This window comes from Richelia intracellularis HH01, from assembly GCF_000350105.1.
GTDB classification, from domain to species: Bacteria; Cyanobacteriota; Cyanobacteriia; order Cyanobacteriales; family Nostocaceae; genus Richelia; species Richelia intracellularis.
The window spans coordinates 156,718-174,950 of record NZ_CAIY01000044.1 but is presented as its reverse complement, the minus strand read 5'-3'; the positions used below and the strand labels follow the sequence as shown (position 1 = coordinate 174,950).

9 protein-coding genes are annotated in these 18,233 nt (G+C 32.0%); 3 read left to right on the top strand and 6 right to left on the bottom strand.

Going from position 1 to position 18,233, the window contains the following annotated elements; genetic code table 11:
• Positions 1-1,900: 1,900 nt before the first annotated feature.
• Positions 1,901-2,893, top strand: coding sequence for a 2-hydroxyacid dehydrogenase (locus RINTHH_RS05470; protein WP_008233869.1), 993 nt, complete (start codon positions 1,901-1,903; stop codon positions 2,891-2,893).
• A 764-nt stretch (positions 2,894-3,657) separates the two neighbouring features.
• Here the strand turns inward: RINTHH_RS05470 and rsmG are convergent.
• The 5 genes from rsmG to dacB all read right to left on the bottom strand — a co-directional run bounded on the left by rsmG (position 3,658) and on the right by dacB (position 13,402).
• Positions 3,658-4,365, bottom strand: coding sequence for a 16S rRNA (guanine(527)-N(7))-methyltransferase RsmG (rsmG, locus tag RINTHH_RS05465; RefSeq protein WP_196794893.1), 708 nt, complete (start codon positions 4,363-4,365; stop codon positions 3,658-3,660).
• Between the two features lie 1,272 nt (positions 4,366-5,637).
• Positions 5,638-6,633, bottom strand: a complete 996-nt coding sequence (gene ilvC / locus RINTHH_RS05460) for a ketol-acid reductoisomerase (RefSeq protein WP_008233867.1) — start codon at positions 6,631-6,633, stop codon at positions 5,638-5,640.
• A 1,041-nt stretch (positions 6,634-7,674) separates the two neighbouring features.
• Positions 7,675-9,387 (bottom strand): diflavin flavoprotein, encoded by a 1,713-nt coding sequence (locus tag RINTHH_RS05455; protein WP_008233865.1) that lies wholly within the window; start codon positions 9,385-9,387, stop codon positions 7,675-7,677.
• A gap of 151 nt (positions 9,388-9,538) precedes the next feature.
• Positions 9,539-11,257 carry a diflavin flavoprotein gene (locus RINTHH_RS05450; RefSeq protein ID WP_008233862.1) on the bottom strand — a complete coding sequence of 573 codons (1,719 nt, stop codon included), beginning with the start codon at positions 11,255-11,257 and terminating at the stop codon, positions 9,539-9,541.
• A 681-nt stretch (positions 11,258-11,938) separates the two neighbouring features.
• Complete coding sequence (gene dacB / locus RINTHH_RS05445; RefSeq protein ID WP_008233861.1) at positions 11,939-13,402, bottom strand: D-alanyl-D-alanine carboxypeptidase/D-alanyl-D-alanine endopeptidase; 1,464 nt, start codon at positions 13,400-13,402, stop codon at positions 11,939-11,941.
• 338 nt (positions 13,403-13,740) lie between these two features.
• Between dacB and RINTHH_RS05440 the strand changes: the two genes are divergently transcribed.
• Positions 13,741-14,244 carry a DUF2085 domain-containing protein gene (locus tag RINTHH_RS05440; protein ID WP_008233860.1) on the top strand — a complete coding sequence of 168 codons (504 nt, stop codon included), beginning with the start codon at positions 13,741-13,743 and terminating at the stop codon, positions 14,242-14,244.
• Between the two features lie 585 nt (positions 14,245-14,829).
• Here RINTHH_RS05440 and RINTHH_RS05435 read toward each other — a convergent pair.
• A complete protein-coding gene (locus RINTHH_RS05435) occupies positions 14,830-15,726 on the bottom strand; it encodes a DNA adenine methylase (protein ID WP_008233854.1) in 897 nt (298 codons plus the stop codon).
• A 1,663-nt stretch (positions 15,727-17,389) separates the two neighbouring features.
• Between RINTHH_RS05435 and RINTHH_RS05430 the strand changes: the two genes are divergently transcribed.
• Entirely contained in the window at positions 17,390-18,013 is a 624-nt protein-coding gene (locus RINTHH_RS05430; RefSeq protein WP_008233850.1) for a single-stranded DNA-binding protein, read from the top strand.
• Positions 18,014-18,233 lie beyond the last annotated feature (220 nt).

The window sequence follows — 18,233 nt, the reverse complement described above, 5'->3', positions numbered from 1 at the left end:
GATTGACTAGATATACAGATACTAAATTTAATTAAAAGTTAACATATAATAAACCTAATCAACTTGATGAACAAAGTTTTTCTGATGAAAATTAATAAAACTGCTATAAAAGTCATAAATTAAGTATAAAAATATATACATCAAATATTCTATGATTAGCTCAAGTTTATGAAAATAAGTTTTATCCCGGTAATAATGAATGACCTCTTCCAGCTTATCAATAAGTAGAGTATTTATAGATCATACTTTCTCCCAGAGGATATTTATTTGTTGGATGATAAATGTTACTTCTAATTTGATAAGACAGGAGGTTATTATGTTGCTACTATTACTATTAGCTATTATTTAATGGAATTTAGAGCTTCTTGGCAAATAACTCTTGTCCCCACTTTTCATTTAAAACATTCTAAACTTTTGCCCTTGCTATCACTGCAAGTTTATTGGCATCATAATAACTCTGAGGTATGAGGAGAATTTGGCTATTATTAAAAATTGCTAGATAGTTTTAAAACTGTTACAAACTCTTCTTATCATTTGCTATGATATCAGTAATTTTGAGTCAAGCAGCAAACAGAGTAGGAAGAAATAATAACAACTGACTATATAAAGTCAATATTCAGCCCAGCATAGTTCGTATTTATATGCACATCATAATAAAATAAAATACATCGAAGAGTAAAGATAAATTACAATAATCCTATTTTAATATAAAAATTAATTCACTTTGTATACTAGTTGACTTTTAATAGATTTAATTTTTAGGAATATTCATAAAACCTCTTAGAAATAACTATTATTAAACAGTTTAATAATAGTTATTTTTTATTCATAGTAATAAAATAGTAAAGTGCTACTAGTTAATCATTATTAGTTTAAGTAATCGTGGTTAATTTACTCAGGTAAACTAGCACTATTCTTATTAATGTAAAATCAATATTTGTTGGTGTAGCTATAACTAAATTGGACTTAAGGTAACTAAGCTAAGAATTATCTATAGATCATAAAAGGGGATATAAAATTTCTTATTTGAACAAATAAATTGCTTGATAAAGTAGATACTATGCTTAAGACTTTAAACGTTAGTAGCTGCTAATCTATTTATTTGTAATTATCAATACTTATAATGATTTTTATTTGACCTAAATTTCCAAATAGGTGTTGCTCTTCTATAGAGTAAATTTACTTAATATTTGATTATCAATGAATTTTAAGAAGGATTATAATTTTAATTATATATCTTTTTCTGGTACTCTCACTAATGATGATTTGCTGCTCACATTGTGCCATAGAAACTTTAATGTTCAAATTTATACATGATATAATATCATTTAATTTGGCTCCTATAACAACTTTACTACTTGCATGATTCTGATTATTTCATTACTAAATTACTTAGCTTTTCTAGTTGTTATTTGAATTTATTTACTATTCTATTTATTATTGTTTATCTGTTTTCTTCAGTATGTCTCACAATACAATATTTATTAGCTTAGATAATATTTACATTTTAAATTTATGCTTATTTTAAGTATGATTACCTCTCTATTAGAGTTATCTTATTTTGCTTTTTAGTGTTTCTATAACTTTTTTATCTTTAATGCTTATCTCAATTACTTAATTTTACTACAAAATGCAGCAATTTTTTACTATTAATTCTATTAAGGATATCCTCCCCCAAAATATCCATTATCCCTTGTAAGTATCACTCTTGCCTGAAATTAATCACTTTAACTCTTGCTCCAGAAATAGTAATTGTGAAACTTAATTCACTTCAGTCATAATGGCCTATGAGTATTTAGCAAATATTTTGTACTATAGTTTAAAGACAATTTAAATACATTAACAATGAAACACCTATTACCATATTCTTACTAAGATTAATATTAGGGGTCTAGTTTAAGTGCAGATCGTGAACTCAAAACAAGCAAAGGTATTTATTACCCGTTATATTCCCACTGAATTAAAGGAGCTAGAAGAAATTGCTACCATTGAAGTTTGGGAAGAACGTCAACCACCTCCACGAGCAGTTTTATTAGAAAAAGCACGGACAGCTAATGGTATTCTCTGCTTGTTAACTGACCCTATAGATAGAAAACTAATAGAATCTGCAAGTAATTTGCAAGTAATTAGTCAAATGGCCGTAAGTTACGACAACATTGACATTACTGCAGCTACAGCACAAGGAATTCCTGTAGGCTATACTCCTGGTATGTTAACTGATACTACCGCCGATTTAACTTGGGCTTTATTAATGGCTGCAGCAAGACAGCTGTTAATTGCAGATAGATTTACTCGTGGAGGTTTGTGGAAAGCTTGGGAACCTGATTTATTCTTAGGAGCAACTATTACTGGTGCAACTTTGGGGATTATTGGTTTTGGAGAAATTGGAAAAGCAATAGCTCGTCGTGCTCAGGGTTTTGACATGCGGGTCTTGTATAATAGTAATTATCGGTGCGATGTGCATTTGGAAAATTATCTGAGTATAGAGTTTAGCAATTTAGAAAGACTACTAAGAGAAGCAGACTTTATTACTATTCATATACCACTTTCTCCGAATACTTACCATTTATTAAGCGATCACCAGTTTAGATTAATGAAACCATCAGCGATTCTAATCAATACTGCACAAGGGCAGGTTGTTGATCAAGATGCATTATATAATGCCCTGAGTGAAGGCCAACTTGCCAGTGCTGCAATTGATGTGACAGAGCCAAAACTAATTGCTTCTAATAGCCCATTATTTGCCCTGGACAATTTAATTATTACACCTAATCTCAGTGATGCTAGCCGGGAAAACAGGAAAAAAATGGCAAATATGGCAATTAAAAATTTGATTGCAGGACTGAAGGGTGATTTACTACCCTATTGTGTAAATTCAGAAGTATACTCCTAATTTAATTTTCCTTTCACTATCGAATTAATCATAATTTATTTAAAATAATAGCAAAAGCCCAGTTAATCACACCTTATTATCCGTATAGATGTCAGGTCAAATTTATACGTAATTTTCTGCGTAGTTATAGAATAGCTTGTTATATAATTAACTTCTTAAGTACATAACCTAGAGTGTAAGTGGGAATAATCTTCATGTTATTTAATATGTTTATTTAATGAGATGATTATGAGCAAAGTATTGTAATTAACATATATTAGTTTGCAGTAATTAGTGGATTATCTAAACTGTTATCCATAGTAGCCATACTAGTATTAATTTTAGATTGGGTGATAACAAAACAGTTTTGAGTTAATCAGGTATAGTTATTTGAAAATACTTTGTAGTGAATAGTTTAATACTTATGACTAATTGATTATGTGTTTTTCATAGTAAAAGTATAAAATGAGATTCACAAACAAATAAAATTACAGTATTTAAACTTACACTGCCAGTTTTTTGGAGGAAAAGTCCAGTGTTGTGCTCCTGATTATTTTGTTAACTATTATATTTACTCAGTTTAGTAATTTAGATTGGGGCACAGAATCTTGTAGGTATATTTAGAATAACTAGTACCATAGGTTGTTAATATACTGTAAATCATTAGGTGTGTGTGTTTATGGAAAGTATTACAAAAAACTACTATTAATTTTGAAAGTTCATCAAAAGTTTTTTTATTTGCTTAAGCTGTTTTCATGAGTAAAATTTGTAGGGAATAGCAGGTTTTATAAAGGTTTACTATTAGGTATACCTATAGGACGAGGAAATTTACTAGATGTCTTTGTTATTTTTTTCAGGTATAAACAATGACGAGTTCCTTGGCTCAGAGGAGTCTTAAATTTGTCAATGTATGCTATTACACCACCAAGCTGTTTTGCTACACCCGTCACAGAGGTAATCTCATAATCCATCCAATTACCCCGATAAATGATAGCTAAACCACCCTTTTTTATTAATGGTAGTGTATATTCAATACAAGCAGAGGTATTACTTACAGCACGGATTAAAGCTACATCATATTGTTCTCTATATTTTGGATTATGACCGATTTTTTCGGCCCTACCAACTGTAGTCGTAACATTATGTAATTCTAATTCCGGGATAATTTGAGTTAGAAAAGTGACTTTTTTTTGTGTAGAATCAAGTAAATTAACTTGACTGTTAGGAAGCATAATTGCAAATGGAATTCCTGGAAAACCACCACCCGTACCAATATCGATTACAGATAATTGATTATGTGAATTACTGAGCAACGATACTACCCCCCGTAAAGAGTCCCATAAATGCTTTTCCCAAAAATCTTGGGGTTCAATTATCCTCGTTAAATTAAGTTTTAGATTACCCTGTAAAATCAATTCGTATAGTCTTTGGAATTGTATCTTCTGTCGGGTTGTTAATTGTGAGTTAAGAGTTGTCTGCCAAATATCTTCCATTTCTAGTAAGAAAGATAAAAGAGAATTATTCACAGTCTTTAATCAAGTACTAAATCTTATTTGTAATGGTACGATTTGAGATGAGCCTATGTCTACTTAGTATATTGAGTCATGAACGCTAATATACTTCATAATATATTGGTCTCCTCAATTAGAAAACAACAATTTGTAACTTATTTTTTTATTTTTGCTTTTTCATAAATTTAACTGTAGTCAATTATACATGATTTGTATAGTAGCAATATTGATTGATAAATAAATCCATTAAACTTCAAGAACCTGATTCAAGATAAAGAGTCTGCAGATCAGCAGTATGTTACTCTACATTAGAATAGGAATTTTAACAATAAAATTTTAAGATTATTTGGGTTACAGTTCCCTATAAATATTAGTTTTTAATACACGATTTATTAGTTTAATTATAGTTACCTAAATATGAGCTGTATCTATTTAGTTATAGTTGTTATTCAAGAGACTTCTTGATATGCCTGAATATCTCTGTATATGTACAAATTCGCAATATACTTGTATTGATTTATATTATGTATATATTTCTGTAATTCAATTTGGAATCAATCTTTTTTAGCAAATAAATCCCTTGAGAAGTAAATTTATTCTAAATATACCAGATAATAACCTTAAAGTCTCTTAAAGATTGAGTATTAAAGTATTCAAATAGGTTGTGATAAAAAAGTCCTAAACTATCCTTATACTGTTAGATTTTTCTAATCTGGTAATGGTTAACAACGCTAACAAATTTAGTCAAATTCCGGGTTTATACCCTGAGAATATCAAGTACAGCTGTTATAGGTAGATGGTGCTAAGCTAAAAATCAGAGTACTTGTTCTCTTTTAAAAATAATTTTTACTTCAACTTATGTGTAAAGTTTTCTTGTTACATTCATCTAATACTAAAATTTTTGAAATATTGAAGGAAATCAAAACCTGATGGTAATACTATAGATATACAAAGTATTAGACTCAAATCAAAAATCATAAATCTTAATTTTGTAAGAATTAAACCTTTTTTAATTCGGGAATTTTAACATGATTTTATTATCATCATTTTTGCGATGACAATATTAAGACTTAAATCTCAATTACTCATAAGTAGATATTTGTGAATTTCCAAACCATTTGGTTTTTAATCAAGTAAACCAAGAAAAACCATAGCTAGCAAAATTTTAATAAATTAATTGCTAGCTATGGTTTTACAGGCAAACCGCAAAATAACGGGGAAAAGGCATTTTTCTATTTTTAAATGTCAATTATTTTAAACCTTCTTTAACCAGCTGAACATAGAACGTAAATCACTACCTACTTTTTCAATAGGATGTTCAGCTTCTTGTCTTCGCATAGCAGTAAAACCAGGTTTTCCAGATTGGTTCTCCAAGATAAATTCTCGTGCAAATTGCCCAGATTGGATTTCTCTTAGGATCTTCCTCATCTCAGTCTTAGTTTCTGATGTCACTAACCGTGGCCCCCGAGTGTAATCGCCATACTCGGCAGTATTAGAAATACTATCGCGCATATTTACTAAACCACCCTCAACGACCAAATCTACAATCAACTTCACTTCATGAAGACACTCAAAATATGCTAATTCTGGTTTATAACCAGCTTCTACCAAAGTTTCAAAAGCAGCTTTTATTAAAGCACTTAGACCACCACAAAGTACAGCCTGTTCACCAAACAAGTCAGTTTCTGTTTCTTCGCGAAAAGTTGTTTCCAAAATGCCAGCACGTGTCCCGCCAATACCTTTAGCATATGCCATGGCTTGGTCACGTGCTTGCCCACTGGCATTTTGATATACAGCAAATAAACAAGGTACACCCTGTTCTTGTTCATAAGTCCGGCGCACCAGGTGTCCTGGACCTTTCGGTGATACCATGATAACGTCTATACCATCAGGTGGAACAACTTGATTAAAGTGAATGTTAAACCCATGGGCAAAGGCTAATGTATTACCTGGCTCTAAATTAGGTTCAATACTTTGCTGGTAAATGCTTTTTTGCAACTCATCTGGCAAAAGAACCATAATAAAATCAGCAGCTTTTGCTGCGTCCGCAACATTTTTTACAGTTAATCCAGCTGCTTGTGCTTTTATTGCTGACTTACTGCCCGCATATAATCCAACAATTACATTCATACCACTATCTTTAAGATTTAAAGCGTGGGCATGACCTTGGGAACCATAACCGATAACTGCAATTGTTTTTCCAGACAATAAGTCTATATTTGCGTCCGCATCATAATACATTTGGGCCATGAGAGTGTCTTTACCTCAGCAATGAATAATATTCACTGCAAGTTTACAACAATCTTAATACAAAGTAAGTCCGTAATTACTGATAGGTTTATAGATAAAGTTAAAAAAGCTAAGAGAGTAATAAAATTATTTTGAAATACTTTATGAGTTAAGCATCTTAACTCATAAAGTATCTTCTATACCACCATCAAACATGGCCATACACATAAATATATTAATAATATGCATTAAAGACCCCTCAGAATTATTAATTTAATGAGAGTGAACTTTTTGATCACACCATATCATTAAGACTTTGACCAAGAGACTTTCATAACATCAACATCATTGAATCAACTATAAGTTTTTATTCTTGGGATAAACCTACCTCTAAGCTTCTGATGAGAAGTGAGGATATTAACATGGCATTTTTGGCCTATGAGAAGTACAAAATACCCTTCAAATATGAAATCACGAAGTTAAATTACTTGGATTTACTAAAAGTTTTTATTACTTTAATTTAGCCTTTAGTTATTCATAATTAGGGAAAATTAAAAACTAATGATTTATTATTAAGTATAATAGATACCCTGTGAATTCTGGAATGTATTTATCATCTCCTAATTAATTTTTATTTAGTCTAATTTAGTCAGAATAATAATCTTAGGATAATAAAAATTTGATAACTTAACATTTTCAATGTGTATAGGACTGGATTCTGGAGAAAAAGTGGCATAAGCAATTGATTACATCCTTGATACGCATTCAATAATTAAAAACTATTAAGTTTATAATTATTGAATGAATTAAAATTAACCAGTTTACATAGAATCAAAAAAAAGTTGCTTTGGTACATTGATGTTTTGCTTTTCTTTGTTATTTTTATCTAGTATAATAAATACTATAGAATTTATCTAAAATAATATAGATAATTAAATTTAATTAAAATATCTGGTAAATTTAGTACCATTTAATTATCTATACAATAAAAAAATATTTAGGAACTATGTATGACAAGTATTACACTGTCTTATTTCCCCATTTTCCAAAAATTAGTCAATACTAATATTGAGTGCCTGTTTTACGATGGTGAACAGCAGTAATAGCATCTGGTTTAAGTAATTTACCATTATCAACTTTGGCATAAACAACCCAATGATCATTACATTCCATTCGTTTTTGAATGGTGCATTCCAGATAGGCAGAAGCATCACAAAGAATAGTACAACCATTGTCAGAAACTTCAGTGGGGAATCCTGAAAACCGATCTTCTCCAGGAGCAAATTTTCTACGGAAATGCTTCATATACTCTTGTTGTTTACCTTCGGGGAGGAGATTCAGAACCAATTGATTTCCCGAATATAGAAGGGATTCTGCTGCTCGCTCTTTACCAATTGCTACAGTGATTCCCGGAGGATTAAATGTTGCCTGAGATACCCACGCACCTAACATACCAGTAGATATATCACCTTGTTTGACTGTTAATATATATACCGAACCAATTATCCTTCCTACTGCTTGTTCTGTGGGAGTAGCAGCTATTTGGGGAACTCTAATTTTGTTACTTTTCTTCAGTACCTGGACAAAATCTGTACCTAGTTCTTCGCATTCTTTGAGGATTACATCAGAAGGTTTAAATTTGACTTTAAGGGGCTCAAAACCCAATTTATACCCAGCTTCCTTAAGTTTATTATCAATAAAATCAACAGCTTCTCCACTCCAACCATATGAACCTACAACTCCAGCAATTTTTGTGTTGTCCCCAATTGCCAATACAATTCCCAATACAGTGTGAATAGGAGTAGGTGGATGACCACCAATAGTAGGAGAACCGATAATAAAACCATCTGACTTTTCTATTGCTGCCTGAATTTGATCATTTCCGGCAAATTCACAATTGATAGATTGAACTGCAGCCCCTCCCTTATTTAAACCAAAAGCTATTGCTCGTGCAAGGGTAGCTGTATTACCATAGGCGGAAGCATATAATAGGGCAACAGATATTTCCCTTTCGCTTTGAGCACAACTCCATTGTTGATAATATTTTGTTAGTTCTACTAGACTATAGCGCACTAAAGGTCCATGGCCTACACCATACATTCTTAGGGGTAGATCAGATATTTTCTCTAAAGCTGCTAATACATGTGTAGCATTGGAAGCCATTAAGCAATCAAAGTAGTATCGTTGGTCTTCCTTAAGACTTTCCCACTGCTCGTCAAAAATTTCATCTCCGCATACATGGCTACCAAATAACTTGCCAGTATATAATATTTGACTTTGAGGATCATAAGTAGAGAGTCCTCCAGGCCATCTTGGGCTAGGAGTGGGAATAAAACGCAACACATGCCCTTTACCTAAATTTATGGTTTCCTTACCCCGCATGGTGAGCACTTTCAATGCTTGCCCGGAAAAAGCTTCTTTTAAGTGAGATGTGCCGATAACAGAAGCAACAAAAGTTACTTCTGGAGCTCGCTCTAAAATCATTTGTAGGGTAGCTAAACGGTTGGGATTAAAATGACCCAGAATAATATAATCAATTTTGTTCCAGTCCGTACACTGGCGTAATGCTTCTAAATAAATCTCTGCAAAAGTTTCTGGGGTTGGGTCTATAATTGCAGTCTTATCACCCTGAATTATATAACTGTTGACAGTAGTACCCTTAGCTCGTGCAAACTCAATTTCAAATCTTAAACGTGTCCAACTGCGTGCTCTCAATACCAATGTGTCCGTAGCAATTGGTACATACTGAACATCACGAGAATAAGTATTATTCATAATAATTTCAAGTTGAGAATAGAAAAATAGCAGAATAAAATGATGAGATAAGGGAAGGTAAAAGGAAAAGATGGAAGGAGAAGGGAAAAATAAATATCAACCTTTAACCCTTATTCACTAACCACTGCCAATTTACCATTCCCATCTGAATTTAATAATAGTTACCGACTTTGCGATGACGGACAGCAGTAATTCCTTCTGGCTTGGAAACTCGACCATTTTCGACAGAACAGTACATGATAAAATGGTCGCTACATTCCATGATGTTTATCACTTTACATTCCATATATGCTAGGGCACTGGTGAGAATAGGAGAGCCATTTTGTGCAGTTTGAGTATTGATGTTTGCAAAGCGATCATAACCAGGAAGTAAACGCTTGAGGAAATGCCTTTTTAGGTCTTTGTAATTACCTTCTTCTAAAACATTCAGAACAAAGTGATCGCCAATTTGCAACATTGACTCGATCACTCGTACCTTAGCTATAGCAACTGTAAAGCCTAAAGGTTGTAAACTAGCTTGAGCAACCCAAGACACTAACATTCCCGTTTGAGATCCATTTTTAGCAATAGTAAGAATGTAAATTCCATTACTAATACGACCTAGGGCTTTTTCCAGATTTACATCAATGGACTTAATTTGCTTGATATTACGGGCACGTACAATCAACTGCCCCATATCGGTGCCGCATTCTTCCAATTCTCGGAACAGAGAGTCATTGGGTGTATATTTTACCTTAATTGCTGGGAAGGCCTCTTTGACACCAAGATCAATGAATTTCTTACGTAGGGGAGAAATTGGCTCATCATCCCCACCAAAAGACTCAAAAAACCCAACAAACTGATGATTATTAATAACAGCAAGTAAGGAGCTAATTGCTGCATTAGCTGTTGCATTATCTGATGAGGGCATACCAATAACAATTCCAGCAGAACGCAATGCTAACTCATTTACTTCCTGAACACATGTGGTGGCAATATCGATAAATTCTACATTCACCTCACTTTTTTGAATTCCACGTGAAATTGATTGTGCCAAGCGGTCACTATATCCATAACCAACAACATAAAATACACCAACAGTAGTTTCTTTTTTAGCTTGCTTTTGACTCCAACTCCTGTAGAATTCTCGCCATATATCAAGATGGTGGTATAGCAGGGGGCCATGACCATTGGCAATGATCTTAATATCTCCTAATTGGCCCATTTTCTTCATTGCATTTATCAAAGAACGGGCATTTGGTCCCATTAAGCAATCATAGTAAAAGCGAAAATCTGCTTCAATTGCTTCTAGATCTTTATCAAAAGTATCCTCACTACAGTAGTGCATACCAAATGCATCACAAGTGTAGAGTACCTGTGTCTGGTGATCATAACTAAAAATAGTATCAGGCCAATGTAAGTTTGGTGCACTGACGAATTCTATTTCATGCCCTTTCCCAATATTAATACGATCACCACTTTTGACAATCCGCTTGGAAAAAGGATCATGAACTAAGTTATCCAAAAATTGCAGGGCTATTTTAGAGGCTAATACAGTTGCTCTAGGAGCCAACTGGAGAACGTCTTCAATTACACCACTATGATCTGGTTCTGTATGGCTGACAATAATATAGTCAATTGCTTTAAGATTAACTAAACTTTTTAGAGCATTTAAGTATAAATCCCGAAACTTCTGATGGGAAGTATCTACCAGAACAGTTTTCTCACCCTTAATTAAATATGAATTGTAGGTTGTACCATTTTGTAATCCAAATTCTATATCAAAGCGATCGCGGTCCCAATCCAAAGAGCGAATTGCCGTTGTATTGGTTGCAATTTCGACAGTTTGGATAGTTAAACGACGCTGGGCGTTCTCTGAGAGCGCAACCATTAGTCATCTCCGAGCACAAATAATCTGGACTTATTTCTGTCTCTATTGTGCCGGAAGTTTATTCTTAAAGTTGTAGTAAAGAATATATTTAGCAGTTGTTAAATGTATTCTTTACTACAACTTTATTGGTATTATCCTTATTGAAATTATTTTTAACTCAAAAATTCCACAGGACAGATGATAATATAGTGGTTCAGTTGTTTTCAGAGAAAGTAAAATTCCATATTAGCAAAACAAAATACTCGAGTTTCTAATTCATGCCGATAAATTTCTAATCATTAAATCTACCTATACTTTAGTATTTTATCGAATATTTATAAGCCATTAGATTAGGAAAAATACCTATTAAGAGAAGTCTGCTTATCATATATAATAGGGAACAAGAATTTAAATATGAAATTCCTAGAAATCTTAAAATTAATAAATACCATGATCTATAAGAGTAAATAAAATAAAATTATCAAATTTTCACAGAAAATATAAGTATTAGTTAATTCTGTTAGGAAATTAGTTAAATATAAAAATTATGAATAGTATTATTGATACTGATGTTCAATAATATATTGAAATATTATTTATGAAGCATAATTTATTATTCCACGATAGAAATTATAGTCAAACAGTACTGGAATATTAATAGTTATCCTAATTTTTCGTAATTAAACTAGTAATACCCATTTGTTAACAACGTTTCAACTGAGTTAATAAAATCACAATATCATCTATAGCCTTTCTCATTAATGAAGTTCTTTTTCCGGTTTGATTAGCCATAATACTAAAAATAATTGGGCTGTAGTGTGGGGGTTTAACATATCCTGATAGGGTAACCACCCCACTCAATGTACCTGTCTTTGCTTGTACGATTCCCATTGCAGGTGTGTCTTTAAATCGTCTTTTTAAGGTTCCACTTACACCTGCAATGGGAAGAGAAGCACGAAAAACTTTGAATTGAGGTGATCTCGTCATTCCTTGCAGGGTTTGAACTAAGGCTTCAGGACTAATCAGGTTTTTGTGAGAAAGTCCTGAACCATCTACTATTTTGTAGCTTTGGGGAGTAACTCCTAATTTCTGTAGGTTTTTTTGCAAAACTTTTAACCCCAGTTTGGCTGTATCTTGTCGATTATTGTTCTTACTCTGACTGCCTAAGGTTTTCAGTAAAGCTTCTGCAAACAAATTATTACTACTAGTATTAACTTCTGCTATCAACTTAGATAATTCAGGAGATTTGACTGCTGCAACCTCTAAATTATTTTTATTATTAGAGCCAAAAAATACCCGGTTAACATACACTCCTGATCTTAAAAGACTTAAAAGCAAACGTCGGGTAAAATGTTCAATGGGATCAAAAACTGCAATGACAGTTATCTTGGGTTTATCATTAGTAGCTAATTGACCCTCAATTTTTAATATTGGTCCTTTTAAATCCCGAGTAACTTTGACAAAACCAGGTTTTTCTTTTTCAGTAGTAACAGTATTATTTTCTATCTTCCAGTAGTATGCTTCTAATGGTTTATCCCATATTATACGCAATCGTTTGCCAATAGTTTGAGGAAATAACCTAACTATCGTGGAATTCCCATTTATAATCAGGCTATTAATCGGTGCACCATAATAATACTGTAAATCTTCCCACATCCAACTAGGATGAACCATTTTTCCTTGAAAATAGCTATCATCAACAATTAATTGTTTAATTTGATTAATACCTTTTTTACGTAACTGTTGGGCTAAACTTTTTAACTGAGTATCCTTTAAACTGGGGTCACCCCTACCTACTACCCGAAAAATTCCTTCTCCATCTTGGTATATAGAGGTGCGAATTTGAAAATCCGCTCCTAATACTTGTAATGCTGCGGCAGTAGTGAGTAATTTTGTATTAGAAGCAGGAACAAAATATTTTTCTGCATTACGGATATAAAGGATTTTTTGTGTATCTTGACTAGTTATCAATATTCCCCAATTAACCCTATTAAAAGTAGGCCTATTAACTATGGCATCCACTGCACTAATTAATTGACTACTACAGAGCATTTTATCCATTGAGATTTTTGCCATAGCAGATTCTTTGTGATGCAAACTTACATAGGTTGACAACAAAATTATAAATAAGCCTTGAAAAATCTTATGAGGTAGTAAGTAATTCATTTATTTTTCCAGTATCAATTATTATCTCGTACCACTTCCAATCAGCAATCTCTACCTCTTATAAAATAGACCTATTCAATCAGATTTAGGTGGTGATGAAAATTGCTTTTTGTAGATTGATTATCCTATTTACTTTGAATTTATTTTAAAAAGTGAGAGTAGTTAAATTAAGAAAGATGTTAAACAACTCTTATAAGGGATAAATATTTATACTAGGTTGTTGCCCTATTTTAATAAACTTTATGATTAAACCATAATTTCCAGATATATTCATTTTATGAACTGAAAGTTTATAGTGTTATTCTAAGCTTGAGAGAAATATTGGGAGACAGTTAACTGTGCAAGATTCAGCAGGAGTTAGAAAACCATCAGCTTACTGGAATAGTCTTATTGCCGATCTTATTCTCATGGGAATGTTAACAGGTCCGATTATAGCTCCTTTTTTTGCAGCATCTAGTTCGCCAATATTATCTGCTATTGCGCAGATAATTTACTGGATGGGTCATCATGTCTGTCCTCAACCACATATGGGAATAGAATTAAAATCACCATTCATCATGGCTGTATGTATGCGTTGTTATGGAACAATTACGGGACTATCGATGGCTCGACTCTTATACACATTCACTGGTGGTAAGGGCTTTTACTGGCTAGCTCAATATCATTGGAATGGGGTTGCAATAACTACTTTGCTAATGATGAATTACCCTATAGAGCTTGCAGCTCAAACTTTACATTTATGGAAATTTAATAATTATATAGTTACACCCTTTGGATTAATTACAGGTTTGGCTTGGGGTTTATTTACTATGCCAATTTTACATAGTAATCACCCTACCTGAAATCAAAAGTAATATTTACTACTTCTATAAAATAACCCCTGATTTTTGGAGTAGGATGAAACTTATATATTATTTAGTTATCAATACCAAAATATTATGAACTATAACATAAGTAAGATAGGTTTTTAGAGAGAATATCGGAAGTCTAGTAGAAAAATTTATTGACGAGTATCTACTAATACTGTGCAAGAAAATTTGAAGTGATACTAGCAGCTTTGTATGTCTTAATCAGGGTAGTTAAAAGTGATATGTCTAAAGGCAGTAAGTAATTTCTAGAAACATTTAATAATCATTAGGATTAATATTCCTTAGTAACCATATGCCCAGATTATTTCTCCGGGCAATTAACCTTATGATGCTGTAAATATAGTGTAACAACTTTTTAAATTTGGATAAAATCAAGGAATTATGTTACCCGAAAATATTATGTGGTTGTATTACTTTTGTATATTAATTATTTCCATACTTTAATGGAATAAACGATGTAAGTCAACGTAATTTAATTTCCTGAATAATTTTAAGCGTATACTCTAGAGTAGAGATATAAAATTGTATATTTTATTATGATGATTAAACCTCATATAATTAATAATTCATTATAAGTATTTCATTGACTGTATTACGTTTAGAAATATTGCTATTTATAGTGCGATTTGCCCTAATCCTTTCAATTCGATAATTGCTGTATGCATTTGAAAAAAAACTGTAATTGTTAAATTCTGAATTGCTTAAAAGTAGTTTAGAATTCTTGGAATCTATCAATTTAAAAAAGTCTCTTAATCTTAGTTGTTCTAAATCATCGAATTTATGTTGTGAGTAGGATGTGAAATTGGAAGTTTTACTGATTGGTTTATAAGGTGGGTCTAAATAAATAAAAGTATGATTGTCAACAAATTTTTCACACATACTAAAATCTCCTTGATAAATAAAAGTATTTTCTAGAATCAGAGAAACTGAGCAAAGATTTTCTGCATTGCATATCCTGGGCTGACTATACTTACCCATCGGTACATTAAATTCACCTTTAGAATTTACTCTAAATAACCCATTAAAACAGGTTTGGTTCAGGAAAATAAGTTGTGCTGTTCTTTCTATCCATTTATGGTTTTGATAATGTAAATCTACATTATTTCTGCATTGATTAAATTGCCGGCGTAATTGATAAAAATAATCTTTGCGTCCTATTTCTGATAGGGACAAGTATTGATTTTCAATACTTGATAGCATTGCTATCAATTCATCCACGTGATTTTGAATAGTTTTATATGCTATGTATAATTCTGGGTTAATATCAGAGATGAAAAGCCTTTCGATTGTTTGGTACGAACTTGCCAAATGTAAAAATATAGCCCCACCACCAACAAAAGGTTCAATATAAGTTTTAATTCCGCCATTTTCTAATTCTGGTGGAAAAAAGTGGCTTATTTGTGATAATAATTTATTCTTTCCGCCAGCCCACTTTAAAAAAGGTTTTATCATCATCTATAATTCCATACTATTTATATAGTATAAATTTAGTATCAAGATTTTCAAATTCATGGAGATATTCAGAACAGATAGAGCATACACCATGCCTATTTTTAGGCTACTTTCAAGTAAGTTTATAAGTAGTTATAGTTTGAAAGATAAATATCAAAATACATAAAAATTGAAATGTCTAATGGATACTTAGTTATTTGTATTTTTATCTGTTTTGAGTCAATCATTACTAAGAAAAATTTTTTAATAAGTCTTACAAAAATATAATTGCCTCTTGGTAATGAATTCACGGTAATTCTTCTGAAGACTGTTATAATTTTTACGGAACAATGACTTTAATCAACTTAGTTAATAAAATAACTCCAGTTTGGTAAGATAATAGTAGGATAAAAATGTATTACTTGTTAAAATATTGCTTTTAATAGTTATATCTCCATAAAAATGCATGTGCGTTGAATCTATGATACCCTTGGTTATGTCAAGTATATAATTTATTATTGATCCCTAGCTGATAGCAACATCCTTATGATAATTCTTCCTACTGAGAATGTTTTATATGGATTGTTAGTTCATAATAATAAGTATTACTAATGAAAGTTTTTCCTTGGATGTTTTGTATAGAAGAGTTTCGGGATAAATTACTAGTTATACTTCCAACCTAAAAATTAGATTTCTTCTGGAATCAAAATCATAAGTATTTTCATAATCATACTAATTATGGGGGATTTCTAAACTGTACTGTGTGTTTAGCCAAAATTTTGTACTGACAGCTAGCATTCATGAGTCTCTTCGCTGCTAATTCAGTATTGCTACATAAGTTACTCAGAAATTCTATTTATAGGGGGGGAGATTTTTATTAGCAGGTATGCTTAAAATTAAGTCTCCTATATAAATACATAATGTAGTTTTTACACCACTAGATTTTTACAATATATTCTCCCATTATTTTGGGCAATATAAGTCGAAATTTACCATTGATAATGGATCAATGTGCTTGGGATTACGCTGGTATAAAATTTATTGGTGGTACACCAATAAATCCTGTAGAAACATTATTATCTGGATAGTTGCATATTTTAAGACGGTTGTTATAATTGCTGTTAAGCACAAATTACTTGCCGTTTTATTGATAATCATTAAAAGTCTAGAAGAAGCACCATGATTTTAGACTTTAAGACTGTTGTGCAGATTGATCAAGGAATAATAAAGGTTAAGATTAATTATACTCCTACAAAGGATTAAATTAGTAGAAGTCAAATTCACTGAGATCATCAAGATTACCAATCATAAGGGTGGAGTTCACATGTTAGACTCCCAGGCATTTTTTGTTTTTATGCCCACATCTGCTCCTGGGAAACTTTAGCTGTTATTATTCTATTTATTAGGTATTATCTTGTCTGATAAAAAATAATCGGCTTTAATATGTTTATTATTGATTGTAAATTAACTGTAAATATTATATGCATTCATAAATAGTCATTCCACATTAGAGTAATAATCCTAGCGCAATTAATAAATAAGTATAGCTTATTTTGAATGCATATGCTGCAAAGCTAACCTAATAAATAGGGAACAAGGAAACACAGGAAATCGTGCAGGCAAGGGTCAAGTAAATAAAACAATAATTAATGAGGGTAAACTCTTAACCCATAACTGGAGTATTATAATGAATAGTTGTATTTTACTAGTAGATATAATTCAAGAACCGCAGTTGCGTTATACGTCGGACAACTTAGAAGTCACGGAAATGTTAGTGCAATTTCCAGGGATAAGAGAAAATGATCCTCCGGCTACTCTAAAAGTAGTTAGTTGGGGAAAATTAGCAAGAGAAATTCAACAAAATTATCATCTAGGTGATCACACCATTATCGAAGGACGCCTAAGTATCAATACTATCGAACGTCGAGAAGGATTTAAGGAAAAAAGAGCAGAATTGACAATTCAAAAAATTCACTCTTTTGGGAATATGGTTAATACCCTTTCATCATCCTCTATCTCTTCCTTATCTGACTCTAGCAAGGGTAATGAACACAACTCACCTTTGCCAATTCCCACATCTGTCGTAGATGGTATGACTACATCAAACTATCAAGATTGGAATCAACCCTTATCCACTAATACGCCGTTACAATCTTATTCAGCACCAACTACAAAGGAGGAATCAGATATGGATGATATTCCATTCCTTCGTCCTATTTACTCCTTTAGTACTTGGAGCCATGAGATTTTTGACTTGGTAGATTTAGAAATTAATGATTACTGCCAAGGAATAGAGAAGTTTAAACCCTAAATTTTGTATCGGATTGCCATTAACAGCCCCTACTTTTCTGATACCTGAGGACATGTCTAATCTAATATGTTTGCTTCGAACCATTAGTTACTTGTGGGGTTATATAAGCCTATATAATCCCATCAACCCGATATCAGCTATACTTACAGAATTTGGTGAGTTTTACAGAAGGGATCCTCTCAAAGTCTCAAATTGAAATATCAGACTTAATTGCATTGAT

Bases quoted from the DNA above. Each gene is read 5' to 3' on its own strand.
- rsmG (WP_196794893.1), bottom strand. From the start codon at position 4,365: ATGGAAGATATTTGGCAGACAACTCTTAACTCACAATTAACAACCCGA.
- ilvC (WP_008233867.1), bottom strand. From the start codon at position 6,633: ATGGCCCAAATGTATTATGATGCGGACGCAAATATAGACTTATTGTCT.
- RINTHH_RS05455 (WP_008233865.1), bottom strand. From the start codon at position 9,387: ATGAATAATACTTATTCTCGTGATGTTCAGTATGTACCAATTGCTACG.
- RINTHH_RS05450 (WP_008233862.1), bottom strand. From the start codon at position 11,257: ATGGTTGCGCTCTCAGAGAACGCCCAGCGTCGTTTAACTATCCAAACT.
- dacB (WP_008233861.1), bottom strand. From the start codon at position 13,402: ATGAATTACTTACTACCTCATAAGATTTTTCAAGGCTTATTTATAATT.
- RINTHH_RS05435 (WP_008233854.1), bottom strand. From the start codon at position 15,726: ATGATGATAAAACCTTTTTTAAAGTGGGCTGGCGGAAAGAATAAATTA.
- RINTHH_RS05430 (WP_008233850.1), top strand. From the start codon at position 17,390: ATGAATAGTTGTATTTTACTAGTAGATATAATTCAAGAACCGCAGTTG.